This window comes from Phyllobacterium myrsinacearum (assembly GCF_002980555.1).
GTDB lineage: Bacteria > Pseudomonadota > Alphaproteobacteria > Rhizobiales > Rhizobiaceae > Phyllobacterium > Phyllobacterium myrsinacearum.
In genome coordinates this window covers 50,628-69,647 of sequence record NZ_PVBT01000004.1, presented here as the reverse complement: position 1 = coordinate 69,647, position 19,020 = coordinate 50,628, and the positions used below count along the sequence as shown (strand labels likewise).

General features: G+C 56.1%; 16 protein-coding genes and 1 pseudogene. 6 read left to right on the top strand and 11 right to left on the bottom strand.

Translation table 11 applies throughout. From position 1 onward, the window contains the following. Positions 1 to 44: 44 nt before the first annotated feature. The 4 genes from C5750_RS14945 to C5750_RS14930 all read right to left on the bottom strand — a co-directional run bounded on the left by C5750_RS14945 (position 45) and on the right by C5750_RS14930 (position 4,603). On the bottom strand, positions 45 to 815 hold the full coding sequence (locus C5750_RS14945) for a pyrroline-5-carboxylate reductase (RefSeq protein WP_105734718.1): 771 nt from the start codon (positions 813 to 815) through the stop codon (positions 45 to 47). Positions 816 to 1,080: 265 nt separating this feature from the next. Then, the gene (locus tag C5750_RS14940) at positions 1,081 to 2,379 is read right to left on the bottom strand and encodes an MFS transporter (RefSeq protein ID WP_105734717.1); all 1,299 of its coding nucleotides are present in this window, start codon (positions 2,377 to 2,379) and stop codon (positions 1,081 to 1,083) included. Then, entirely contained in the window at positions 2,370 to 3,299 is a 930-nt protein-coding gene (locus tag C5750_RS14935; protein WP_105734716.1) for a dihydrodipicolinate synthase family protein, read from the bottom strand. Before C5750_RS14935 ends, C5750_RS14940 begins: the two co-directional genes overlap by 10 nt. Continuing rightward, the gene (locus C5750_RS14930; protein WP_105734715.1) at positions 3,296 to 4,603 is read right to left on the bottom strand and encodes an MFS transporter; all 1,308 of its coding nucleotides are present in this window, start codon (positions 4,601 to 4,603) and stop codon (positions 3,296 to 3,298) included. Before C5750_RS14930 ends, C5750_RS14935 begins: the two co-directional genes overlap by 4 nt. 152 nt (positions 4,604 to 4,755) lie before the next feature. On the opposite strand from C5750_RS14930, the gene C5750_RS14925 reads away from it, so the two are divergent. Continuing rightward, positions 4,756 to 5,442 (top strand): FadR/GntR family transcriptional regulator, encoded by a 687-nt coding sequence (locus C5750_RS14925; protein WP_105734714.1) that lies wholly within the window; start codon positions 4,756 to 4,758, stop codon positions 5,440 to 5,442. Positions 5,443 to 5,455: 13 nt separating this feature from the next. Here the strand turns inward: C5750_RS14925 and C5750_RS14920 are convergent, their stop codons facing one another. The 6 genes from C5750_RS14920 to C5750_RS14895 all read right to left on the bottom strand — a co-directional run bounded on the left by C5750_RS14920 (position 5,456) and on the right by C5750_RS14895 (position 12,413). Beyond that, positions 5,456 to 7,168, bottom strand: coding sequence for an IlvD/Edd family dehydratase (locus tag C5750_RS14920; RefSeq protein ID WP_105734713.1), 1,713 nt, complete (start codon positions 7,166 to 7,168; stop codon positions 5,456 to 5,458). 19 nt (positions 7,169 to 7,187) lie between these two features. Then, a complete protein-coding gene (locus tag C5750_RS14915; protein WP_105734712.1) occupies positions 7,188 to 7,970 on the bottom strand; it encodes an SDR family oxidoreductase in 783 nt (260 codons plus the stop codon). Beyond that, positions 7,967 to 8,854 carry an aldose 1-epimerase gene (locus tag C5750_RS14910; RefSeq protein ID WP_162800219.1) on the bottom strand — a complete coding sequence of 296 codons (888 nt, stop codon included), beginning with the start codon at positions 8,852 to 8,854 and terminating at the stop codon, positions 7,967 to 7,969. The genes C5750_RS14915 and C5750_RS14910 overlap by 4 nt, the downstream gene beginning before the upstream one ends. Positions 8,855 to 8,882: 28 nt before the next feature. Continuing rightward, positions 8,883 to 9,833 carry an L-arabinose ABC transporter permease AraH gene (gene araH / locus C5750_RS14905; protein WP_105734710.1) on the bottom strand — a complete coding sequence of 317 codons (951 nt, stop codon included), beginning with the start codon at positions 9,831 to 9,833 and terminating at the stop codon, positions 8,883 to 8,885. A 10-nt stretch (positions 9,834 to 9,843) separates the two neighbouring features. Further along, entirely contained in the window at positions 9,844 to 11,355 is a 1,512-nt protein-coding gene (araG, locus tag C5750_RS14900; protein ID WP_105734709.1) for an L-arabinose ABC transporter ATP-binding protein AraG, read from the bottom strand. 65 nt (positions 11,356 to 11,420) lie between these two features. Continuing rightward, positions 11,421 to 12,413: an arabinose ABC transporter substrate-binding protein gene (locus C5750_RS14895; protein ID WP_105735011.1), complete on the bottom strand. Its 993-nt coding sequence runs from the start codon at positions 12,411 to 12,413 to the stop codon at positions 11,421 to 11,423. Positions 12,414 to 12,591: 178 nt separating this feature from the next. Between C5750_RS14895 and C5750_RS14890 the strand changes: the two genes are divergently transcribed. From C5750_RS14890 to C5750_RS27020, 3 genes and pseudogenes are all read left to right on the top strand, one after another. Beyond that, a complete protein-coding gene (locus tag C5750_RS14890) occupies positions 12,592 to 13,350 on the top strand; it encodes a FadR/GntR family transcriptional regulator (protein ID WP_105734708.1) in 759 nt (252 codons plus the stop codon). 14 nt (positions 13,351 to 13,364) lie between these two features. Next, on the top strand, positions 13,365 to 14,513 hold the full coding sequence (gene dgoD, locus C5750_RS14885; RefSeq protein ID WP_105734707.1) for a galactonate dehydratase: 1,149 nt from the start codon (positions 13,365 to 13,367) through the stop codon (positions 14,511 to 14,513). A gap of 60 nt (positions 14,514 to 14,573) precedes the next feature. Then, positions 14,574 to 14,675: pseudogene (locus tag C5750_RS27020) on the top strand (IS6 family transposase); the annotation flags it as partial. A gap of 493 nt (positions 14,676 to 15,168) precedes the next feature. Here the strand turns inward: C5750_RS27020 and C5750_RS14875 are convergent. Beyond that, on the bottom strand, positions 15,169 to 15,807 hold the full coding sequence (locus tag C5750_RS14875; RefSeq protein WP_105735010.1) for a transcriptional regulator: 639 nt from the start codon (positions 15,805 to 15,807) through the stop codon (positions 15,169 to 15,171). A gap of 621 nt (positions 15,808 to 16,428) precedes the next feature. On the opposite strand from C5750_RS14875, the gene C5750_RS14870 reads away from it, so the two are divergent. Together C5750_RS14870 and C5750_RS14865 are read left to right on the top strand one after the other, a co-directional pair. After that, on the top strand, positions 16,429 to 17,421 hold the full coding sequence (locus tag C5750_RS14870) for a GlxA family transcriptional regulator (protein WP_105734705.1): 993 nt from the start codon (positions 16,429 to 16,431) through the stop codon (positions 17,419 to 17,421). 318 nt (positions 17,422 to 17,739) lie between these two features. Then, a complete protein-coding gene (locus C5750_RS14865) occupies positions 17,740 to 18,954 on the top strand; it encodes a M24 family metallopeptidase (RefSeq protein ID WP_105735009.1) in 1,215 nt (404 codons plus the stop codon). Positions 18,955 to 19,020: the final 66 nt, after the last annotated feature.

Genomic DNA, 19,020 nt, shown 5'->3' with positions numbered 1-19,020 from the left:
GCTGCTGCAACGCCACTTTGCCTGTGGCAGCTGTTCGGCACACATTATCGTTGCTCTATGCGTTTGAGTACGGATTCGAGAGCCAGTGTCAGAGCCTTTGTGCCACCGTTCCCGGTAAACTCCGTAAAGACCTGCTCATTCAGACCTCCCTTTGTCGAAAAATCGGACGCCATCGCCTCAAACGATCGCGCCTCCGATGCGCCCGTTGCGTGGGCCAGGCCCCCAAACAGCTGCCTCAAATAGGTACTCGCTTGGTCATAGGACATTCCTTCCGCTTCAAGCCAGCGGGCGCTTGTTTCTAACAGGCCGAAATATGTACCCATCAACGCACTCGCTGCGCCAAAAAGATCGTACTGCTTGATATCTTTTGCCTGAACTGTGGTTCCCAACGAAGAAAACAGATCGGCTATCAGATCATGAGGTGGATATATGGCTGTGGCTCCCTGTAAATCAGCCACGAAAGGAAGAGGAATTGCCCGGGTAATCGTGACGGGCGCGTCAATCCACTTGGCAAGCGCTTCGATTTGGATAGCGGCAATAAAGCTCACAACATGTTGATCTTCGCGAAATCTGAGTTCCCCTATCACTTCCTTGGCAATTTGCGGTCTTACCGCAAGAAACACGATGTCGGCGCTGTCAACCACATCCTGGTTGTCTTTTCCGATGCGCACGATCGGAAACATCTCGTCAAGTCGGGAAGACACGCTTGAACTGCGCGGCGAGACAACAAGGGTTTCGACATCGGATCTTGATTTCATTAGGCCGGTTACGACCGCTTCGGTTATCGCGCCGGATCCGATGAATCCCAGTCTCATGAAGTCTCCCTTTCATTCGCATTGCGTTATTGCGTCCACAGTGGTCAATCAAATGGAATCCGCTATGGCGAACATGGACAGACTAATGATCTCTCGGAGACGGGTCCAGCTACATCCATCCACGACAACAGCATATCGCCCCAAGCAAAACAGGAACTGTTGGTTTGTCAGTGCTGCGGCTGCCTGAAGTTAATGTGCTAACGCTGTCGACAGAACCGATCTTCATTGACCACCTGCGGGCGTCGAACCAAGGTTCGAACCCGCTTCATGAAATTTTTCCTTTTTCTTGCGACTGCTCTTCACCCCGGGAAATCAGCCGCTCGACGATGAATACAAGGCATCCCGCCACCGTCAAACATGCGGCGAGGAAGAACATCGGTGCAATCGTGCTGCCCGTCGCATCCTTTATCCACGGCACGACGTTTTGAGCAATGAACCCGCCCAGATTGCCCACCGAATTGATCGCGGCCAACCCCGCCGCCGCGCCAGCGCCTCTGAGAAACCGCGAGGGCATACTCCAGAACACGGGTTGTCCGGCGAATATTCCACCGGCAGCAAGGCAAAGAAAAGCAAACTGCAGCGTCTGATTGGAAATCACGGCAGATAAGACCAGGCAGATCGCACCCAAAAAGGCTGGTATGACGATGTAGGGCGTCTGCCAGCGTGCCCGCGCCGCCATACGCGGCACGGCATAAAGCGCCACAGACACCACCACCCAGGGAATGATGTTCAGAAAACCGTTGGCAACATTGCCAATGCCAAAGCTTTTCAGAACGGTTGGCAACCAATAGCTCAAACCATAGGCCGAGAGCGGAAAGCCGATGAAACATACCGACATAAGCAGGACACGCGGGTCAAGGAGCGCCTTGAATGCATGGCCGCCTTCCGTTCCGAGATTTGAATTCTCGTCGTCGATGCGCTTTTTCAGCCAATCCTTTTCCGCTGCTGTCAGGAATGTTGCCTTTTCCGGCCGGTCGTCCAGATAGAACCACGTCACGATCCCGGCAATCACAGCAGGAACGCCGGTAACAAGAAATACCCATTCCCAGCCTTTGAGGCCAAGAAGGCCATCCATGGCCAACAACGATCCGCCAAGCGGCGCTCCGATCGCATTGGCCACGGCGCTGAATATCATGAAGAGACCGACCATTGCGCCGCGATAACGCGCCGGATACCACAACGTCATGAGATAAAGCACGCCGGGGAAAAAGCCAGCCTCACACACACCCAGCAGAAAACGAAGGATGTAAAACATGCCGGCGCTCTGCGTGAATGCCAGTGCTATGGTCACCAGGCCCCACGAGACGAGAATTCGCGCGAACCATCGGCTCGCACCGAATTTTTCCAGAAACAGGTTGCTTGGGACTTCAAAGATGAAATAGCCGATAAAAAACAGCGACGCTCCAAGCCCATAGGCATACTCGCTCATGCCGAGAGCATCGACCATCTGCAGTTTGGCAAAGCTGACATTTTGCCGATCGATATAGGCGATCAGATAGAGGATGCCGAGAAATGGCATCAATCGCCACGATATCTTGCTTATCAGCTGTTTTTCTACGACCATGATATTCTCCAAGAGGCATTGTGGGTGAAGCGGCCGAGGCGCGCGGCGTGAAGCTGCACCAGCCGCTCACCGAAAGCGGTCGGGCGCATCGCCGGGGCTCGATCAAAAACCTCAATCCCAGCCCGTGCGGCGAAAAGGCGTTTGCCGTAACACATCAGATGCTCGATTCCCTGCATGACAAACGCCACGGCGGGTAGCATCTGCGCATAGGTGTCTTCCGCCGATGCCAGATTGCCTGACCTGTAATCCTTATAGGCCCGTACGGCATAATCGATGATATCCGGCGCAAGGATATAGCCGGCGCAGCCTCCATTGAGCCCATCGATCAGTTCAAGTCCGCCGCGTCCATTGAACACCGGAACGCTGCTGCCTATCGCCCGGATGAGGGTTTCGACATCCACAGCCGATGCCTCGGCTTTCAGCAGGCTGATATTGGGGTGATGGGTGGTAAGAGCCGTCATATCCGCTGCCCCGAGGCCGCGGCCCAGAAATGCCGGTGCATTTTGTATAGCAACGGGCAGTGACGTGGCATCGGCCACCCGTCCGAAAAAGGCTATGTATTCCTGCGCATTGAAGCTTCCGGCAATGGGCGGCTGGAGGATAACCCAGTTCGCGCCCACCCGTTCGGCATGGCGCACCTGCGCGACCTGTTCGGCAACAGACGTGCCGAAGATCGTAAAGGCCAGCGGCAGACGGCCGGCATTGTCCTCGGCCAGCCAATCCATGACTGTCCGCCTCTCATGTTCGGTCAGTTTGGCGACTTCCGTCGCCAACCCAAGCGCAGCGATGCCCTGCACACCGGTCGAAATGGCAATCTCTGTCTGTTTGCGCATGGCTTGACGATCGAGTTTTTCGTCCCGGTCGAAGAAGGCGTACAAAATGGCGTGGATGCCGGAAAAATCATTGGATGTAGCGTTCAAAATTGTTTCCTCAGAACAGGCAATGGCAGATTGGAACGAGCACGGCGCGCAAGGGCAATGCCCAATATTCCTCCGATGACAAGCGCAGCGGCAACGAGGCCCAAGGCCACATTATAGTTGCCTGTTGCCTGCCGGATGCTGCCGATAACCGGTGGCAGTGCAAGACCGGCGACATTCGCAAGGGCGTTGATCAAAGCAATGGAGACAGCAGCGGCAACGCCGGATACATATTCCGTGGTGACAGCCCAGAATATCGGAATGACCGCCCAGTTCAGTCCAACGGAAAGGACGAGCAAGGCGTAGCGGACATAGATATCACCGGAAAAGACTGCCGCGATAATTGCAACGCCGGATGCGACAAGAGGAAGGCCGAGATGCAGAGCTCTTTCGCCAGTCGCATCGGAATGCCGGCCATTGAGAAACATGAAAATGCAGGCTGCAACAAATGGCACTGCTGAAAGCAGACTGACGATCAGATTGTTGCTGCCAGACAGATCTTTGACGATCAAAGGCATGAAAAGTGTCAACCCGATTGTGCCGAAGGCCTGCAGCAGCCAGAACACCGCCAGCAACCAGATGTGCACATCAGCAAACGCTGCAACCCACGAGGCCTTGTGCGATACGGCCGCCGCCGTCTGCTCGCTCTCGATCGCCTGTTCCAGACCGCTCTGTTGCTCCGGCGTCAGCCAGCGTGCATCGGCAGGCCGGTCCGGCAGGAACCAAAGGACCAGGAAACCCAACAGGATTGCCGGCAAGCCCTCGATGAGGAAAACCCACCGCCAGCCCGAAACGCCCAGCACACCGTGGGCATTCAACAGCAATCCCGAAAGAGGCAAGCCGATAACGGAAGCAAGAGCGGCGCCGATATAGAAGAATGACATGGCATGGGCGCGATCCCTCGATGGATACCATCTGGCAAGGTAGTAGATGATCCCCGGCGTAAATCCGGCTTCCGCTGCGCCCAGCAGAAGCCGCATGCCGTAAAGCTGATAAGCGCTTGTTACCAGCGCCATGCCTGCCGCGATGATCCCCCATGTCACCATGATGCGGGCGATCCACCGGCGTGCGCCAAATCGTGTCAGCGCGATATTGCTGGGAATTTCGAAGACGATGTAGGTGGCAAAGAACAGACCAGCCGCAATTCCGTACATGCGCTCAGTCAGTTGCAATTCCGCGTTCATCCCCAATGCCGCAACGGAGATGTTCGACCGGTCAATATAGGCGACCAGATAAAGCAGCATCACAAAGGGCAAAATGCGTCGATTGACGCGCCTGATCGCGTCGGACGTGTTGTAAGCAGTCATTTATTCCTCCCCAGAACCGCTCTCCCAAGCGGCCTATCAAACATCATACGTTTAACATATGATGTTTGATAGGCAAGAAACTTTTTTGGAGTTCCACCCCGATTGTGTATGGGTGATGAAGCACACAACAATTGGTCGATGAGGTAAAAGCCATGAGAATCCGGAAGCCAAACCGAACCCGGATTGTCGTGGTAGCGCTCGGCGCCCGCATCGCAAGCGGCGAGTTTGAGCCCGGGGCACTCCTGCCCTCGGAGACGGTGCTTGAGCAAGAATACGAGGTCAGCCGTACCGTCATTCGCGAAGCCACCAAGATCCTGTCGGCCAAGGGCCTTGTGACCGTCCGCCAACGACATGGAACCCATGTCAACCCGCGTGAGCAGTGGATGTGGATGGATGGCGAGCTCATCAGCTGGCTGGCAAACGGCAAAGCCGCCAAGAGCGATCTTCTGGCATTCGCCGAGGCACGGCAGATCATCGAGCCAGGCGCTGCAGCTCTTGCCGCTCTGCGGGCAACACAGAAACAGCGCCTGGAGATTGTCGCAGCCTATGAACGGATGAAGACAGGCCACGCATCACCGCAGGAGGCCATACTCGCGGACAAGCAGTTCCATCTTGCGATTCTGGACGCAACACACAACCCTGTTCTGCAGAGCCTGCGCCAGACAATCGAGTCCATTCTGGATGCCGTTTTTCCCCATACGGTTGGCACATTCACCCACAACCTCGACAATCACGGCGAGGTTGCCGATGCGATAGCGCGCGGCGATCCCGAAGCCGCACGCGCCAATATGGAGAAGGTCCTGCAGCATACCACGCGGTTTCTGCAGTCCGTCGGTTGAAGCTGGCGAAGCTCTAATGGCTCTCACGCGGTATCCCGGCACCGCGACACCCCACCAGGAAATCAAGGTCAGCCCCGCGGTCAGCCTGAAGAACGCGCTCTGTATAAAGATGCTGGTACCCGCCATCCATCGCCGGAACAGGAGCCTGCCAGGACTGACGGCGCAGGTCCAGTTCGGCATCAGACACATCCAGATGAAGTTTTCGCGCGTCAACGTCGAGTTCGATGAAGTCGCCATTGCGCACCAAGGCCAGCGGACCGCCGACAGCCGCTTCCGGGGCGACGTGGAGGACTACCGTCCCGAAAGCCGTCCCTGACATACGGGCGTCGGAGATACGCACCATGTCCCGCACGCCCTTCTGCAGCAACTTCTGCGGCAGAGCCATATTGCCGACCTCGGCCATCCCGGGATAACCCTTGGGGCCACAATTCTTCAGCACCATGATGCAGGTTTCGTCAATATCCAGCGCCGGATCGTCAATGATGGCCTTGTAGTGGTCGATGTCTTCAAAAACCACGGCACGTCCGCGATGGCGCATGAGTCCAGGCGATGCAGCGGACGGCTTTATGATCGCACCCGAGGGCGCTAGATTGCCGCGTAACACGGCAATGCCGCCTTGCGCCGTCAAGGCTTTTTCCGTCGGGCGGATGACTTCCGGGTCGAAATTTTCCGCCTGCGCAATGTTTTCGCCCACAGTTCTGCCGGTGACGGTCATTGCATCAAGCTCGATCAGGCCGGCAATCTCTTTCATGACGGCCGGAAGCCCGCCTGCGTAACAGAAATCCTCCATCAGGAAACGCCCCGATGGCATGAGGTCGAGGATCGTGGGAATGTCACGCCCGAACCTGTCCCAATCGTCCAGCGACAGTTCGCAACCGATCCGTCCGGCAATGGCCAGCAGATGAACAACCGCATTGGTCGAGCCCCCGATAGCCCCGTTTATCCGGATGGCATTGGCGAAAGCTTCGCGCTTCAAGATCGCCGAAAGCCGCAAGTCTTCATGCACCATCTCAACGATGCGGCGCCCGGTCATGCGGGCAAGGCGTGCGCGATGGGCATCGACCGCTGGATAGGCGGCATTTCCCGGCAGGGCAATTCCCAATGCCTCAACCATCGATGCCATTGTCGATGCGGTGCCCATGGTCATGCAATGACCCGGCGACCGGGACATGGCACTTTCAGCATTGGCAAACTCCTGTTCGCTCATGACGCCCGCCCGGACATCCTCCGAGAATTTCCATACATCCGTTCCCGAACCGATCTGCTTTCCCTTGAAGCGGCCGTTCAGCATGGGGCCGCCGGATATGACGATGGACGGCAGGTCGCAGGATGCCGCGCCCATGACCAGAGATGGCGTGGTCTTGTCGCAGCCTGCCATGAGGACCACGCCGTCCATGGGATTGCCCCGGATCGATTCCTCGACATCCATCGACGCCAGATTGCGGAACAGCATCGCCGTTGGCCGCAGATTGGATTCGCCGCAGGAGAAGACGGGGAATTCCAGCGGCAACCCGCCCGCCTCCAGCACGCCCGCCTTGATATGTTCGACGAGACCGCGGAAATGCGCATTGCACGGCGTGAATTCAGAAAATGTATTGCAAATGCCGATCACCGGACGTCCGTCAAAGGCATCATCCGGCAACCCGCCATTTTTCATCCAGCTGCGATGGATGAATGCATCCTTACCGTTGCCGCCAAACCAATGCTGGGATCGTCTCTTCGTCATGATTGATGCTCTGTCTTTGCTAATTATTCGGGTGTTGCTGCTGGCTGAGTCCGCCGTCCACGACAAGGCAGGCGGCGTTCATGAACGGGCACTCATCGGAAATCATGAACACAGCCGCCTGCGCGATCTCTTTCGGCGAGGCGATGCGTCCGCCGGGATGAAGAGCAAGTGTCTTGGTGCGCGCTGCAGCCGGGTCTTCAAAGCTGTTCCAGTAGTCGAGCACCTTCTGCGTTTCCACATAACCGGGTGCCAGCGCGTTCACCCGCACGCCTTCACCCGCATATTCGAGTGCAAGCGATTTTGTCAGGCCAAGCAGGGCATGTTTGGCGACCGGATAGGGAAAGGTCTGCGGTATGATCGTAAAGCTGTGTGTCGAGGCGATGTTGAGGATGACGCCGCCGCCCTGCTCCAGCATTGAAGGTAGTACGGCCTTGCTGCAGTTCCATGCGCCTTTGACATTCACATCAAAGTTACGATTCCACTGCTCTTCCGAGGTTTCAAGAGGGGTGGAGAACACATTGATGCCGGCATTGTTGATCAGGGCGTTGATTGCACCGATTTCAGATGCAGCCTGATTGACTGCAGCGTTAACAGCCACGCCATCGCTGATATCGACAACGGCAAATCCAACGGAAATTGACTTTGCCCGCAATTCATCCACCGTGCTTTTGAGCAATGCACGGTCCCGATCGATGAGAAAAAGCCGGGCACCTTCCGCCAGACACGCCTCGGTGATTGCCAGACCGATCCCCTGCGCGGCGCCTGTGATAACTATCCTTTTTCCGGCAAGTCGGTTCGTCATAGCACTTTACTCCCATCAAGAATTGTCAGTGATAATCCGCCGCTGATCTCTTCCCCCGGAGCCAGCAATGCGAGACCCATAGGATCGGCTTCGACAGAGGCCAGCGCATTCGGTGTATGGCTCATCGGCTCGAAGCAGAAGAAACTCCGGTCAGTGTCTGGCGCAAAGAGCATGAACCGCGCGAAGTCTTCCGTGGCTTTCAGGCGCAGAGACAGATTCTGCTCAGGCCATGCGATGGCGGCCTTGCCGTCCCAACCCTCGAACGCATTGTTGATCCAGCGATCCGGTAACGGTGTCGAACCTGCAAAAACCATATCCTCAGGCGGCGCTTCAAGGGTGTGGGGAAGATGCGATGGCGCCTCCGTCCACCAACGGACTGCCGATGCCTTCAAGGTCGTTTCGGGCGTTCGCGGAAAAAAGGGGTGAAATCCCATACCAAACGGCAGTATCTCATCACCGCGATTGGTTATGGAAAGCTGCATGTCGAGCGTGGCGCCTGTGAGCCGGATTGTTTGCGTTGCCCTGTAAGCATAAGGGGAATTTTCATCCGCCTTCCGGCTGAACGCCATTGTCACCGCTTCAACAGATGCCTCCAGCACATTCCAGTCGCCAAGCCAGCCATCGCCGTGGAGATAAAGGCTTTCCTGCGTATTCGGAACGAATGATCGACGCCTACCGGTAAAGTGGAAACCGTTGCCGGCGACCCGGTTTCCGATTGGGACAAGCGGAAAACATGCCGCCCGTTGCACCGTGAATTCCTGTTCCGTCCCGATGTAGGGACGCAGAAAGAAACGGCCATCCGACGTTTTGCCATCCACCACAGCACCGCCCTTTGAGGCGACGCGGACAGTCATACGCGCATTGTGCAGGACCAGAAAATCCACTGGAACTGACTGTTTCCCGGATGGCATTCTATCGCCTGATGAATGCGCTGGACCGAAGATTGTCGAGCATCACCGCCAAGAGCAGGATAAGGCCGCGCACGATATACTGATAAAAGGCGGGAATGTTCATAAGGTTCATGACGTTCTCCGCAATGCCCATGATCATCACGCCCACAATAACACCTGCCATCGTGGCTCGTCCGCCCGCAAGCGATACGCCGCCGAGAACACAGGCGGATATGACTGAAAGTTCAAGGCCGACGGCTGCATTGGGTTGGCCTGAGGTAATACGGGACGCGAGCAGTATCCCCGCCACGGCACAGACCACACCTTGCAAGGCAAAAATCCAGATTCTGGTCTTGTCGACATTGGCGCCGGCAAGGCGCGACGCCTCCGGATTGCCGCCAATGGCCAGGGTATTCTTGCCGAAGACCGTGCGGTTCAAGACAAAGCCAAAGATCACGAAGAGGCCAGCAAGTATCCAGACCGGAGTCGGGATACCGAACAATTTCGAGAGCGCCAACTGATAGAAACCCGGATCATTGATACCTATGGCGCGCCCGTCCGACGATATCAGCGCAAGACCACGCACAATCTGCATGGTCGCCAGTGTGGTGATGAGCGCATTGATCCTGAACTTTGCAATGACGAAGCCGTTGACGAACCCGACGAACGCTCCGCACAGAAGTGCCGCGCCGATCCCGACCAGTATTGATCCGGTGGTATTCGACGCCATGACAGCCACCATCCCTGTGAACGCGGCCGTCGAGCCGACCGAGAGATCGAAGTCCCGCGCTGCGAGACAAAACATCATGGTGCAGGCGACAATCCCCACCGTAACCACCGACTGCAGCAGGCCCAGCATATTGCGCTCTGTCAGGAAATTGGGAACCAGCAATGCCACGATCGTGAAGGCCACGATGAAGATCAGGACGATGCCCTGGTCCCCCAGCAAAATCTTCTTCAACTGATTGGTCATGCCTGTGTCCTCAATACGCAATTTCTGTCGGCTGCTTCACGTCCGGAAGCGCCGCTGCCAGGATCGCATTTTCTTCAAACTGGGCACGGTTTAACCCGGCCGCGATTTTCCCGGCGCACATGACAAGGATACGGTCGCAGATACCCATTACCTCGGGCAGCTCGCTCGAAACCACGACGATGCCCATCCCGCTTTCGGCAAGTTCGTAGAGAATCTCGTAGATTTCGGACTTGGCGCCGACATCGATCCCGCGCGTCGGTTCATCGACGATCAGTATCTTCACACCCTGCTCCGCCAGCCAACGGCCCAATATGACTTTCTGCTGATTGCCGCCGGAGAGGTTGACGATGTCTTGCTTGCGCGAAGGGGTGCGTACCTTCAGGCGCTTGATGAAGGTTTCCGCAACCTCCACCTCCCTCTTCCGGTCAAGCAATCCGAACGGGCTGTAATGGCGCCGTGACGAAACATTGATGTTCTCTTCGATCGAGCGTCCCTGGAGAATACCATCATGCTTGCGGTCCTCCGAGCACAGAACAATCCCCGACCGGATCGCCTGGCGCGGGCTCCCGGCTTTCACCTGGACGCCATCGATCGAGGTTACACCGGAAAACTGCGGATCGGCTCCGAAGACCAGTCGCATCAGTTCGGAACGGCCCGCACCGATAAGGCCAAAGAAGCCGACAATCTCGCCGGCGCGCACATCAAAGCTCGCAGGCTCCGGCAGGCGTTCTCCGGAAACATTCTCCACCTTCAGACGCACGGCGCCTGCCTCACGGCCACGCCAGCCCCAGATATCGTTGATTTCCCGCCCGACCATTTCGGCAACGATCTGATCACGCGTGACACCTTGCAACGTCTCATGGTGTGCTGCGAGCTTGCCATCGCGCAAAACCGTCAGACTGTCGCAAAGCCTGAAAACCTCATCCAGCCGATGCGAAACATAGAGGATGACCTTGCCTTCAGCCCGCAAGCGGTCAATCAGTGTGAAAAGAATTTCACTTTCGCGGGAAGAAAGCGACGAGGTCGGCTCATCAAGAGCAATCACCCGTGCATCGAGCATCACTGCCTTGGCGATTTCCACCATTTGCCGTTCACCGATGGACAGTGTCTTTACCTTCCGGCGCGGATCGATATCGATTCCTGCAATTTTCAGTTTTTCGGTGACATCAGCGAACATTTTTGCGGAAGCAACCACACCCGCCCTTGCCGGAAACCGGCCAAGATACAGGTTTTCCGCCACGGTCAACTCGGGCACGAGCTGCAGCTCCTGGTGGATGACGATCACACCATGTTCGAAGGCGTCTCTTGAAGAGCCATATGCCTGAACGTCGCCGTCAATGCGTATTTCGCCCTCATTGGCATGCTGATCTCCGGACAGAATACGAATGAGGGTTGATTTACCGGCACCGTTCTCACCCATCAATCCGTGCACGGCACCCTTGCGCACATCGAAACTGATGCCGGACAGCGCTTTCACGCCAGGATAGGTCTTCGTGAGATTTGAGAATTGTAAAAACGACACGTGGCTTCCCCTTCAGCTTGGCGGCGGAACGAACCGCCGCCAGGGATTTCAATATACGGCGAGGATTACTCGATACCGAGTTCCTTGCGCACCTGCTGGAAGGTATCCCGCTTGGCGAGAGCGCCCGATGTCAGGGTAAGCTTTTCCGGCTGCTTGCCGTTCGCCACCCACTCATACATGTTGGTGGCCGTTTCATAGCCGTGACGCTTGGGGGAAATGATGACAGTCCCGACAAAACCGGTCGCAGTCGGCTTCTTGAACTCGTTGATTGCCGAGTCCGCCCCACCGATGCCGACGCCGATCACACCATCTGCCGGAATGCCCACGCTCTCCGTCGCGCGCACGGCACCGAGCACCGCCTCGTCGTTGAGGCCGAAAGCCACCCATTTCTTGATACCGGCATGGGCATTCAACACCACGGTCGCAGCATTCAGAGCAGCTTCGGTATCCGTCTTTGCCTGTGGGGCCGGAAAGATATTCTCAGCCTTGAAGCCGTTTGCCTTCAGCACCGAAATAGCACCCTCAACACGGTCGACGGCGGTCGGCAGCTGATCGTAGGAAACGCGAATGGCCCCCACCTCTTCCGGCTTCCAGCCGCGCGCCTTCATCTCGTCAACGATGCCCTGCCCGACGGCTTCGCCGATCTTGGTGGCGGAAATGCCCATATGCGGCACGTCCTCAAGCGGTTTGCCGGCGGCATCGACCAAACGGTCATCGACCGTCATCATCTTGAGATTGTTCGCAGCCGCCTTGGCCACAATGCCCGGTCCGAGCTTCACATCGGGCGTGCAGACGACAAAGCCCTGAGCGCCTTGCGCGCCAAGATTGTCGATTGCCGACATCAGCTTCTCGCCATCCTCGGCGCCAATCTTGACGAGAGTAAATCCCTTCTCCTTGGCTGCCTGGTCGGCAAATTTCCACTCATCCTGGAACCAGGGCTCCTCCGGCTGTTTCACGATGAATCCGATCTTGGCATCCTGCGCGCTGGCAGGAACCATGGACACGACAGACATCGTTGCGAGTGCGCCGGCGAGAATCGCCGTCTTGATTAAATTCATTGTCATTCCTCCCAAAAGCACGATCCCGTTTTCCGATCGTGGTGCTACAATTAATCATTTTTATCATACCCGTCAATTGCTCTGGTATGATAAATAGTCTATTGCTCGAGGGATTGGAATTCTCGGCACGATGATCGATAAGGCTGTGACGCCGTCGCGTCACAGAGGGGAAGAAATGATGAGCCAGGCCACTGATCCGTCGATTGCAGGCGCGCAGAAAACACGCCGCCCCCGCGTGATGCCGGATGTGGTGCGTGCGCTTGCACGTGACATATTTGCCGGACGTTATCCAAGCGGCAGCCTTTTGCCGCGGGAAAGCGACCTCGGCGACGCCTATGGCGTTAGCCGGACGGTTATTCGGGAGGCGCTGAAGGTTTTGGCTGCCAAGGGATTGGTCAGCAGCCGTCCGCGCATCGGAACAACCGTATGTGATCCGGATAACTGGAACATCATCGACCCCCAGGTACTGGAATGGCATGCGCCGCACCTCCTGGACGACCGCCTGTTTGACGCCATCCTTGAAACACGCCGCGCCATAGAACCACTGGTTGCGGAACTTGCCGCGAGCAGGGCCACGCTGCAGGAAATCGCCGATCTCGAACTTGCCTGGCAGGGCATGGCCGACGCTGCGAACGACGTGGAACAGTTCTCGCGTTCTGACATAGCGTTCCACCAGATTCTGTATGCGGCAAGCCACAATCCGGTGTTCCGTCAGATTGGCGGGCTGATCGACGCGGCACTGAAATTCGTTCTCGAAACCACTGCCACCACGTCCAACGACCAGAGAAGCGAAGCGATCAAGGCGCACCGCGCCATGGTCGAGGCATTGCGGATGCGCGACGCTGCCGCGGCACGCCAGGCCGCCAGTGACATCCTGGACCTCGCCGCCCGCGATCTTGCCGCGGCAAAATCCATCAATACAGGCAAAACCGGTTAAAGGTCAGACAGACGATGAAAATCACCGCACTCAAGACATTCATTGTTCCCCCGCGCTGGCTCTTTCTGAAAATTGAAACCGACGAAGGTGTCAGCGGCTGGGGCGAACCCGTTGTCGAAGGCCGGGCGCATACGGTTGAAACTGCAATCACAGAACTTGCCGATTATCTGATCGGCAAGGATCCGCGTCTGATCGAGGACCACTGGACGGTGATGTATCGCGGCGCCTTCTATCGCGGCGGCCCCATCCTGATGAGTGCGATCGCCGGTGTCGATCAGGCGCTTTGGGACATCAAGGGCAAGGCGCTGGGCGTGCCCGTCCATGCACTTCTCGGCGGCAAACTGCGCGACCGTATCAAGGTATATTCCTGGATCGGCGGTGACCGGCCGGCTGACATCGCCGCCGGTGCCCTTGACGTCACCAGCCGGGGTTTCACCGCGCTCAAAATGAACGGGACGGAAGAACTGCAGATCGTCGATAGCCATGACAAGATCGATGCCGTCATCGAACGTGTCGCGACTGTCCGTGAAGCAGTGGGACCGAACATCGGCATTGCGGTCGATTTTCACGGCCGTGTCCACCGGCCGATGGCCCGGGCCCTGGTCAAGGAGCTCGATCCCTACCGCCTGATGTTCATCGAAGAACCTGTCTTGAGCGAAAACCGTGAGGCGCTCAAGGAAATTGCAGCATTTTCCTCGGCGCCGATTGCACTGGGCGAGCGCCTTTACAGCCGCTGGGATTTCAAGAGCGTTCTTGAGCAAGGGGCCGTTGATATCATCCAACCGGATCTGTCCCACGCGGGCGGCATTACGGAATGCCGCAAGATCGCAGCCATGGCCGAAGCCTACGACGTGGCTCTGGCACCCCATTGCCCGCTTGGCCCGATTGCACTGGCAGCTTGTCTGCAGCTTGATGCCGTCAGTTACAACGCCTTCATCCAGGAACAGAGCCTCGGTATCCACTACAACAGCACCAATGATCTGCTCGACTACGCCAAGGACAAATCCGTCTTTCACTACGAGGATGGCTATGTGACAATTCCGGAAGGTCCCGGCCTCGGCATCGAGATCGATGAGGAATATGTCATCGAACGCGCCAGGGAAGGACATCGCTGGCGCAATCCGATCTGGCGGCATAAAGACGGCTCTTTTGCCGAATGGTGATGTTCAAGGGCCGTCATTTTAATCGAATATTTCACGATCCATCGCTGGGCGATTTATGTCAGTCCTAAATTGCTCGAACGGTTCAATCGCAGGACGCGCATTATTACCCGCAACTGGAATTTCGACGAGACATACAAACAGGTAAAGGGGTTGTATCTCCATTTCCGGGCTTCCAGGCCTACTTCCCGAGTGCACGATATTCGTGGCTTGCATTATGTTGGAAGCCAGTGCCGATAGTGCCGCTTCCGGAGGAACCGCCATGCGACCGAGCCTGATCGCAGCCAGGCCTTCTTCGAGCGACTCGGCTTCAAGGCCGAAGATGACTCCCTTGCCGACTATGGATTGAAAAGCGGCGGCAGCTGAATCAATCAAGCAGGCGTTCAAGTCACAGTGGTTCATATCGCCTTACTGAAAGTTTGCAACAAACCCCTATTCTCCACGCGCATATTCAAGTTGCCGTGTAACCGGATCTGCAGTTTCGCTAGCATGGCGAGCCGCAATCATTTCAAGAGTGGTGCCGAGAGACGTCAAAGTAGCAGCCTTTTGATCGAAGAGAACTCGACTTAGGCAGATCCTTCTCTTTATCCGGCACTCTGCTGAATGCATATCTTGGTAAGCGCAAAAATGAGACAAACGCTTGACCGCGTTCTGCCGATCAGCCGAGGTTGAGCCGCTTTCGGAGATCGGCATTTTCAGCACGGAGCTTATCAGCCAGCAGCTTGCGCAGTCTTTGGTTCTCCTCGTCAAGTTTCTGAAGATCGGCGATCTCATTTGTCGACGATGCCGTTGCTGTTTGCACCGCGTTCGAAGCACGTTTGCGACGTACTTGTTTGGCGTGGCTCCCACCTTGATCAGACTTAGGCTTACGTCCCCTCTTCTGCTTTCCATCTGCCAACGCTGTAGCAACTTCGCCGGACAGCGTTTCACCGATTACCTTCTTGGCGCGAGGTTTCCGCGGCTTCTTAGGTATATCGGCTCCCGCAGCGGCTGGAGCTCCAACATCAAGCGTCGTGTTTTCTTCGTCGGTCATTTTTGTCTCCTGTAAATCTTGCGCAGTTGTCGGCTGTCCGACCGGCGGTGTCAATAATGACCCCGCTTGTTCTTCGGACAAAAATAAATCGTCATCGAGATTACTATCCTGAGCGTCTGTTTGCAAAAGGGGCATTGCCTCGTTCTGCAGGTCTTGAATAACAGTCTTAAGATCTAGATTTCCCCAAATCGCGTTCGATTTGGGTTCCGATTTTCGCCGCCTCGATTTGTACTCGATGGCAAAACCACGTGTTACTTTTTTCACTTTACGGAGCCCTAGGTGTCTACGCAGATGTTTCGGCGACGTCTTCAGCATCGCAACACGTCTTGCGGATAACAACAACCGCACCGAAGGTCTAGCCCCATTGCGACACTCGCCTCCTCATGAGCGCGAGAGCTGTCCCGACAGAGCCTCAGGCAAAAACAAATTCCAGCCCGCCGCCGCCATTTATTGGAAAGAACGAGATCGAGGAAGCGGTTGGCAGCCGAGGTCGGCGTCTCGCTGTTGAGATGCGCCCGGCAGACGACGATTAGGCTGCAGGCAACGTGACAAAGCCGAACTAGACTTCTTCTTCACACCGATTTACGTTGAATCCGACAATGCCCGGAATATGCTGGCAGTCAGAATGATTTTTGAATGCTGCAGGAAAGTCGATCTTGTTTCTCTTGAGGACCATATTGACTATTTTGCCTGCTACGGGAGCGGCACAGTCTACCTCCCGCAGCGATGGCTAAGGCATTCCTGGATTAAAACGGCGCTGCTGCTGCAGGCATATTCGGCTGCACGAGGCCGGGCGTAAATCTGTTATGCGTGGCGGGCTTAAAGCTGCTCACCAAAAGCTCGGGCGCTTTCGAAGAACTGATCATGTTGTGGGAAGGGTAACGCGTGCAGCGCTCAATTGTAAAAGCAAACAGGTTGAAGATTGGCTTCATACTCGCAAGATCGTTCACCCTATCTGCCTTCGCATTGTTCACCGACACGTTGAGGCTAGCCAGCGATGAGCTGGATCGCTCGGGTCGCGTATCGGCAGATTGGCAAGTTCTCGCCAGCACGCAACACCTCATTACTGCGAGCTGCGGAATCCAGGTTGCCCCGACATCCAATCTCACCGACCCCGCAAAATTTGACTGCATTGTCGTGGTTGGGGGGCTGTTATCGGTTGAAGAGCCTATCGACCGACAGACAATTGCCTTTCTTAAGGAAGCCGACGCTAAGAACATCTGTTTGATCGGTCTTTGTACCGGTTCCTTCATTTTGGCAGACGCTGGGCTTATGAAAAATCACGAGACTTGCGTGAGCTGGCTGCACTTTCAAGCATTTCACGAGCGATTTCCGGACCATGAAGTCCGATCGGACAGAATCTTTGCTTTGGACAAATCCAGGGGGTCATGTGCAGGAGGTACCAGCAGTGCCGATCTGGCTGCTTCACTGGTCAGGCAATACATTGGCAAGGCAGCAGAGCGCAACGCATTAGAGGTTCTACAGATTGAAAATGTCCGTTTTGGTCACGACGTCCAACCCAGGCGACCGCTTCACCTCGACTGCGATGATGATCGAGTTAAGACCGCCCTCATCATGATGGAACAGAAACTTGATCGCGAGATATCTCTTGATGGTCTGGCGGCCTCCGTTGGCTTGTCCCGCCGCCAGCTCGAACGCCTCTTTCACCAAAAGGCGGGGATGTCCCCGGGGCAGGCCTATATTAAAATTAGAATGGAATGGGCAAAGAAACTGCTGATGCAAACCAAATCACCAATGATTGACATAGCACTCGATGTGGGTTTCGGTGATGCGTCTCACTTCGCGCGATCTTTCAAGCGCATATACGGCCAGACCCCCACTCAAGTCAGAGCATCCGTACGCGGAATGCAACCATGATGTTTAGAAGCAACGCGTAAAATTAGTCTGCTGTTTTCCCGAAAAGATGTGGCTCGAATTGACACACCATAAGATCTGGATCCAGGCACTCTCCAGCCGATTGACATGGTAGCGTCAATGAACGCCTCACCCATTGCTGAAGCTTGCACGCCATTGATCCCGAGGGCAGACTTGTTTGTAACTTTGCTCGGCGATTAAGAACACTAATCGCTTGATATCGACTTCTCATTTCCTGCAGCACGGACAAATTTTTATAGTCCGCTTCCAACCTGAGCCGATTTGGATGCGGAGGAAAGAATGAACGTCTACGCCACGGGTATGCCCAATGAATTGTTGCGTCTGCAGAAGATGCATAATGGCGAGAAGGCCGTCGCCACCTTCAGCGCCGCCGAGATGACGCGCCGTCAGGATGGGCTGCGCAGTATTCTGGCGGAATTGAAACTCGACGCGGCAGTACTGACCTCCTACCATAACATCTGCTATTTCTCGGACTTCATGTTCTGCTATTTCGGTCGCCGCTATGCCTTCGTAGTCACCGCCGAGAAAGCCTTGTCGGTTTCGGCGGGCATTGATGCAGGCCAGCCTTGGCGCCGCACCTTCGGTGACAACATCACTTACACCGACTGGCAACGCGACAACTATTTCCACGCTCTGCAAAAGACACTGCCGGGCGTAAAACGCATCGGTATCGAATTCGACCACGTCAACCTCGAATTCCGGAAGCTTTTGCAGGACGCTTTCCCAAACGTCGAGTTCGTCGACATTGGCGCGCCGACCATGTGGCTGCGCACTATCAAGTCGGCAGAGGAAATCGTTCTGATAAAGGAAGGTGCGCGTACCGCCGACATCGGCGGCGCGGCGATCTACAAGGCTATCCGCGAGAACGTGCCCGAGTATGAGATCGCGTTGGCCGGCACACAGTCCATGGTCCGGCATATAGCCGAAACCTTTCCGGATGCAGAACTGATGGACACGTGGGTCTGGTTCCAATCGGGAATCAACACTGACGGCGCTCACAACCCGGTGACATCACGCAAGATCCAGAAAGGCGATATCCTTTCACTCAATTGCTTTCCCATGATTTCGGGCTATTACACCGCGCTTGAGCGTACGCTGTTCCTCGACCATGCCAGCGATGAGCACTTGCGAATCTGGGAGATCAACTGCGATGTTCACCGTCGCGGTCTGGAACTTCTGAAGCCTGGTGCACGCTGCGGCGACGTCGCTACGGAGCTGAACGAAATCTACCGCAGTCACAATCTGCTCGGTTACCGCTCGTTCGGATACGGTCACTCCTTCGGCGTGCTGTCACATTATTACGGCCGGGAAGCAGGCGTTGAACTGCGTGAAGACATCAATACCGTGCTGCAACCAGGTATGGTTGTCTCGATGGAACCGATGCTGACTATCCCGGAAGGTTTGCCGGGCGCCGGCGGCTATCGCGAGCACGACATTCTGGTTATGCTCGACGACGGCGCGGAAAACATTACCAAGTTCCCGTTTGGTCCGGAGCATAACATCGTCAAGGCGTGATCGTCGACGAGCGTGAATCCTGACGGGTCTTCCTGGATAGGAGGGCCCGTTTGCGTGTGTTTGGAG

What these genes read in the sequence shown, in the direction of transcription:
- araH (WP_105734710.1), bottom strand. Translation starts at nt 9,833, where the DNA reads ATGACCAATCAGTTGAAGAAGATTTTGCTGGGGGACCAGGGCATCGTC.
- C5750_RS14930 (WP_105734715.1), bottom strand. Translation starts at nt 4,603, where the DNA reads ATGACTGCTTACAACACGTCCGACGCGATCAGGCGCGTCAATCGACGC.
- C5750_RS14940 (WP_105734717.1), bottom strand. Translation starts at nt 2,379, where the DNA reads ATGGTCGTAGAAAAACAGCTGATAAGCAAGATATCGTGGCGATTGATG.
- C5750_RS14865 (WP_105735009.1), top strand. Translation starts at nt 17,740, where the DNA reads ATGCCCAATGAATTGTTGCGTCTGCAGAAGATGCATAATGGCGAGAAG.
- C5750_RS14915 (WP_105734712.1), bottom strand. Translation starts at nt 7,970, where the DNA reads ATGACGAACCGACTTGCCGGAAAAAGGATAGTTATCACAGGCGCCGCG.
- C5750_RS14945 (WP_105734718.1), bottom strand. Translation starts at nt 815, where the DNA reads ATGAGACTGGGATTCATCGGATCCGGCGCGATAACCGAAGCGGTCGTA.
- C5750_RS14925 (WP_105734714.1), top strand. Translation starts at nt 4,756, where the DNA reads ATGAGAATCCGGAAGCCAAACCGAACCCGGATTGTCGTGGTAGCGCTC.
- C5750_RS14890 (WP_105734708.1), top strand. Translation starts at nt 12,592, where the DNA reads ATGAGCCAGGCCACTGATCCGTCGATTGCAGGCGCGCAGAAAACACGC.
- dgoD (WP_105734707.1), top strand. Translation starts at nt 13,365, where the DNA reads ATGAAAATCACCGCACTCAAGACATTCATTGTTCCCCCGCGCTGGCTC.
- C5750_RS14920 (WP_105734713.1), bottom strand. Translation starts at nt 7,168, where the DNA reads ATGACGAAGAGACGATCCCAGCATTGGTTTGGCGGCAACGGTAAGGAT.
- C5750_RS14895 (WP_105735011.1), bottom strand. Translation starts at nt 12,413, where the DNA reads ATGAATTTAATCAAGACGGCGATTCTCGCCGGCGCACTCGCAACGATG.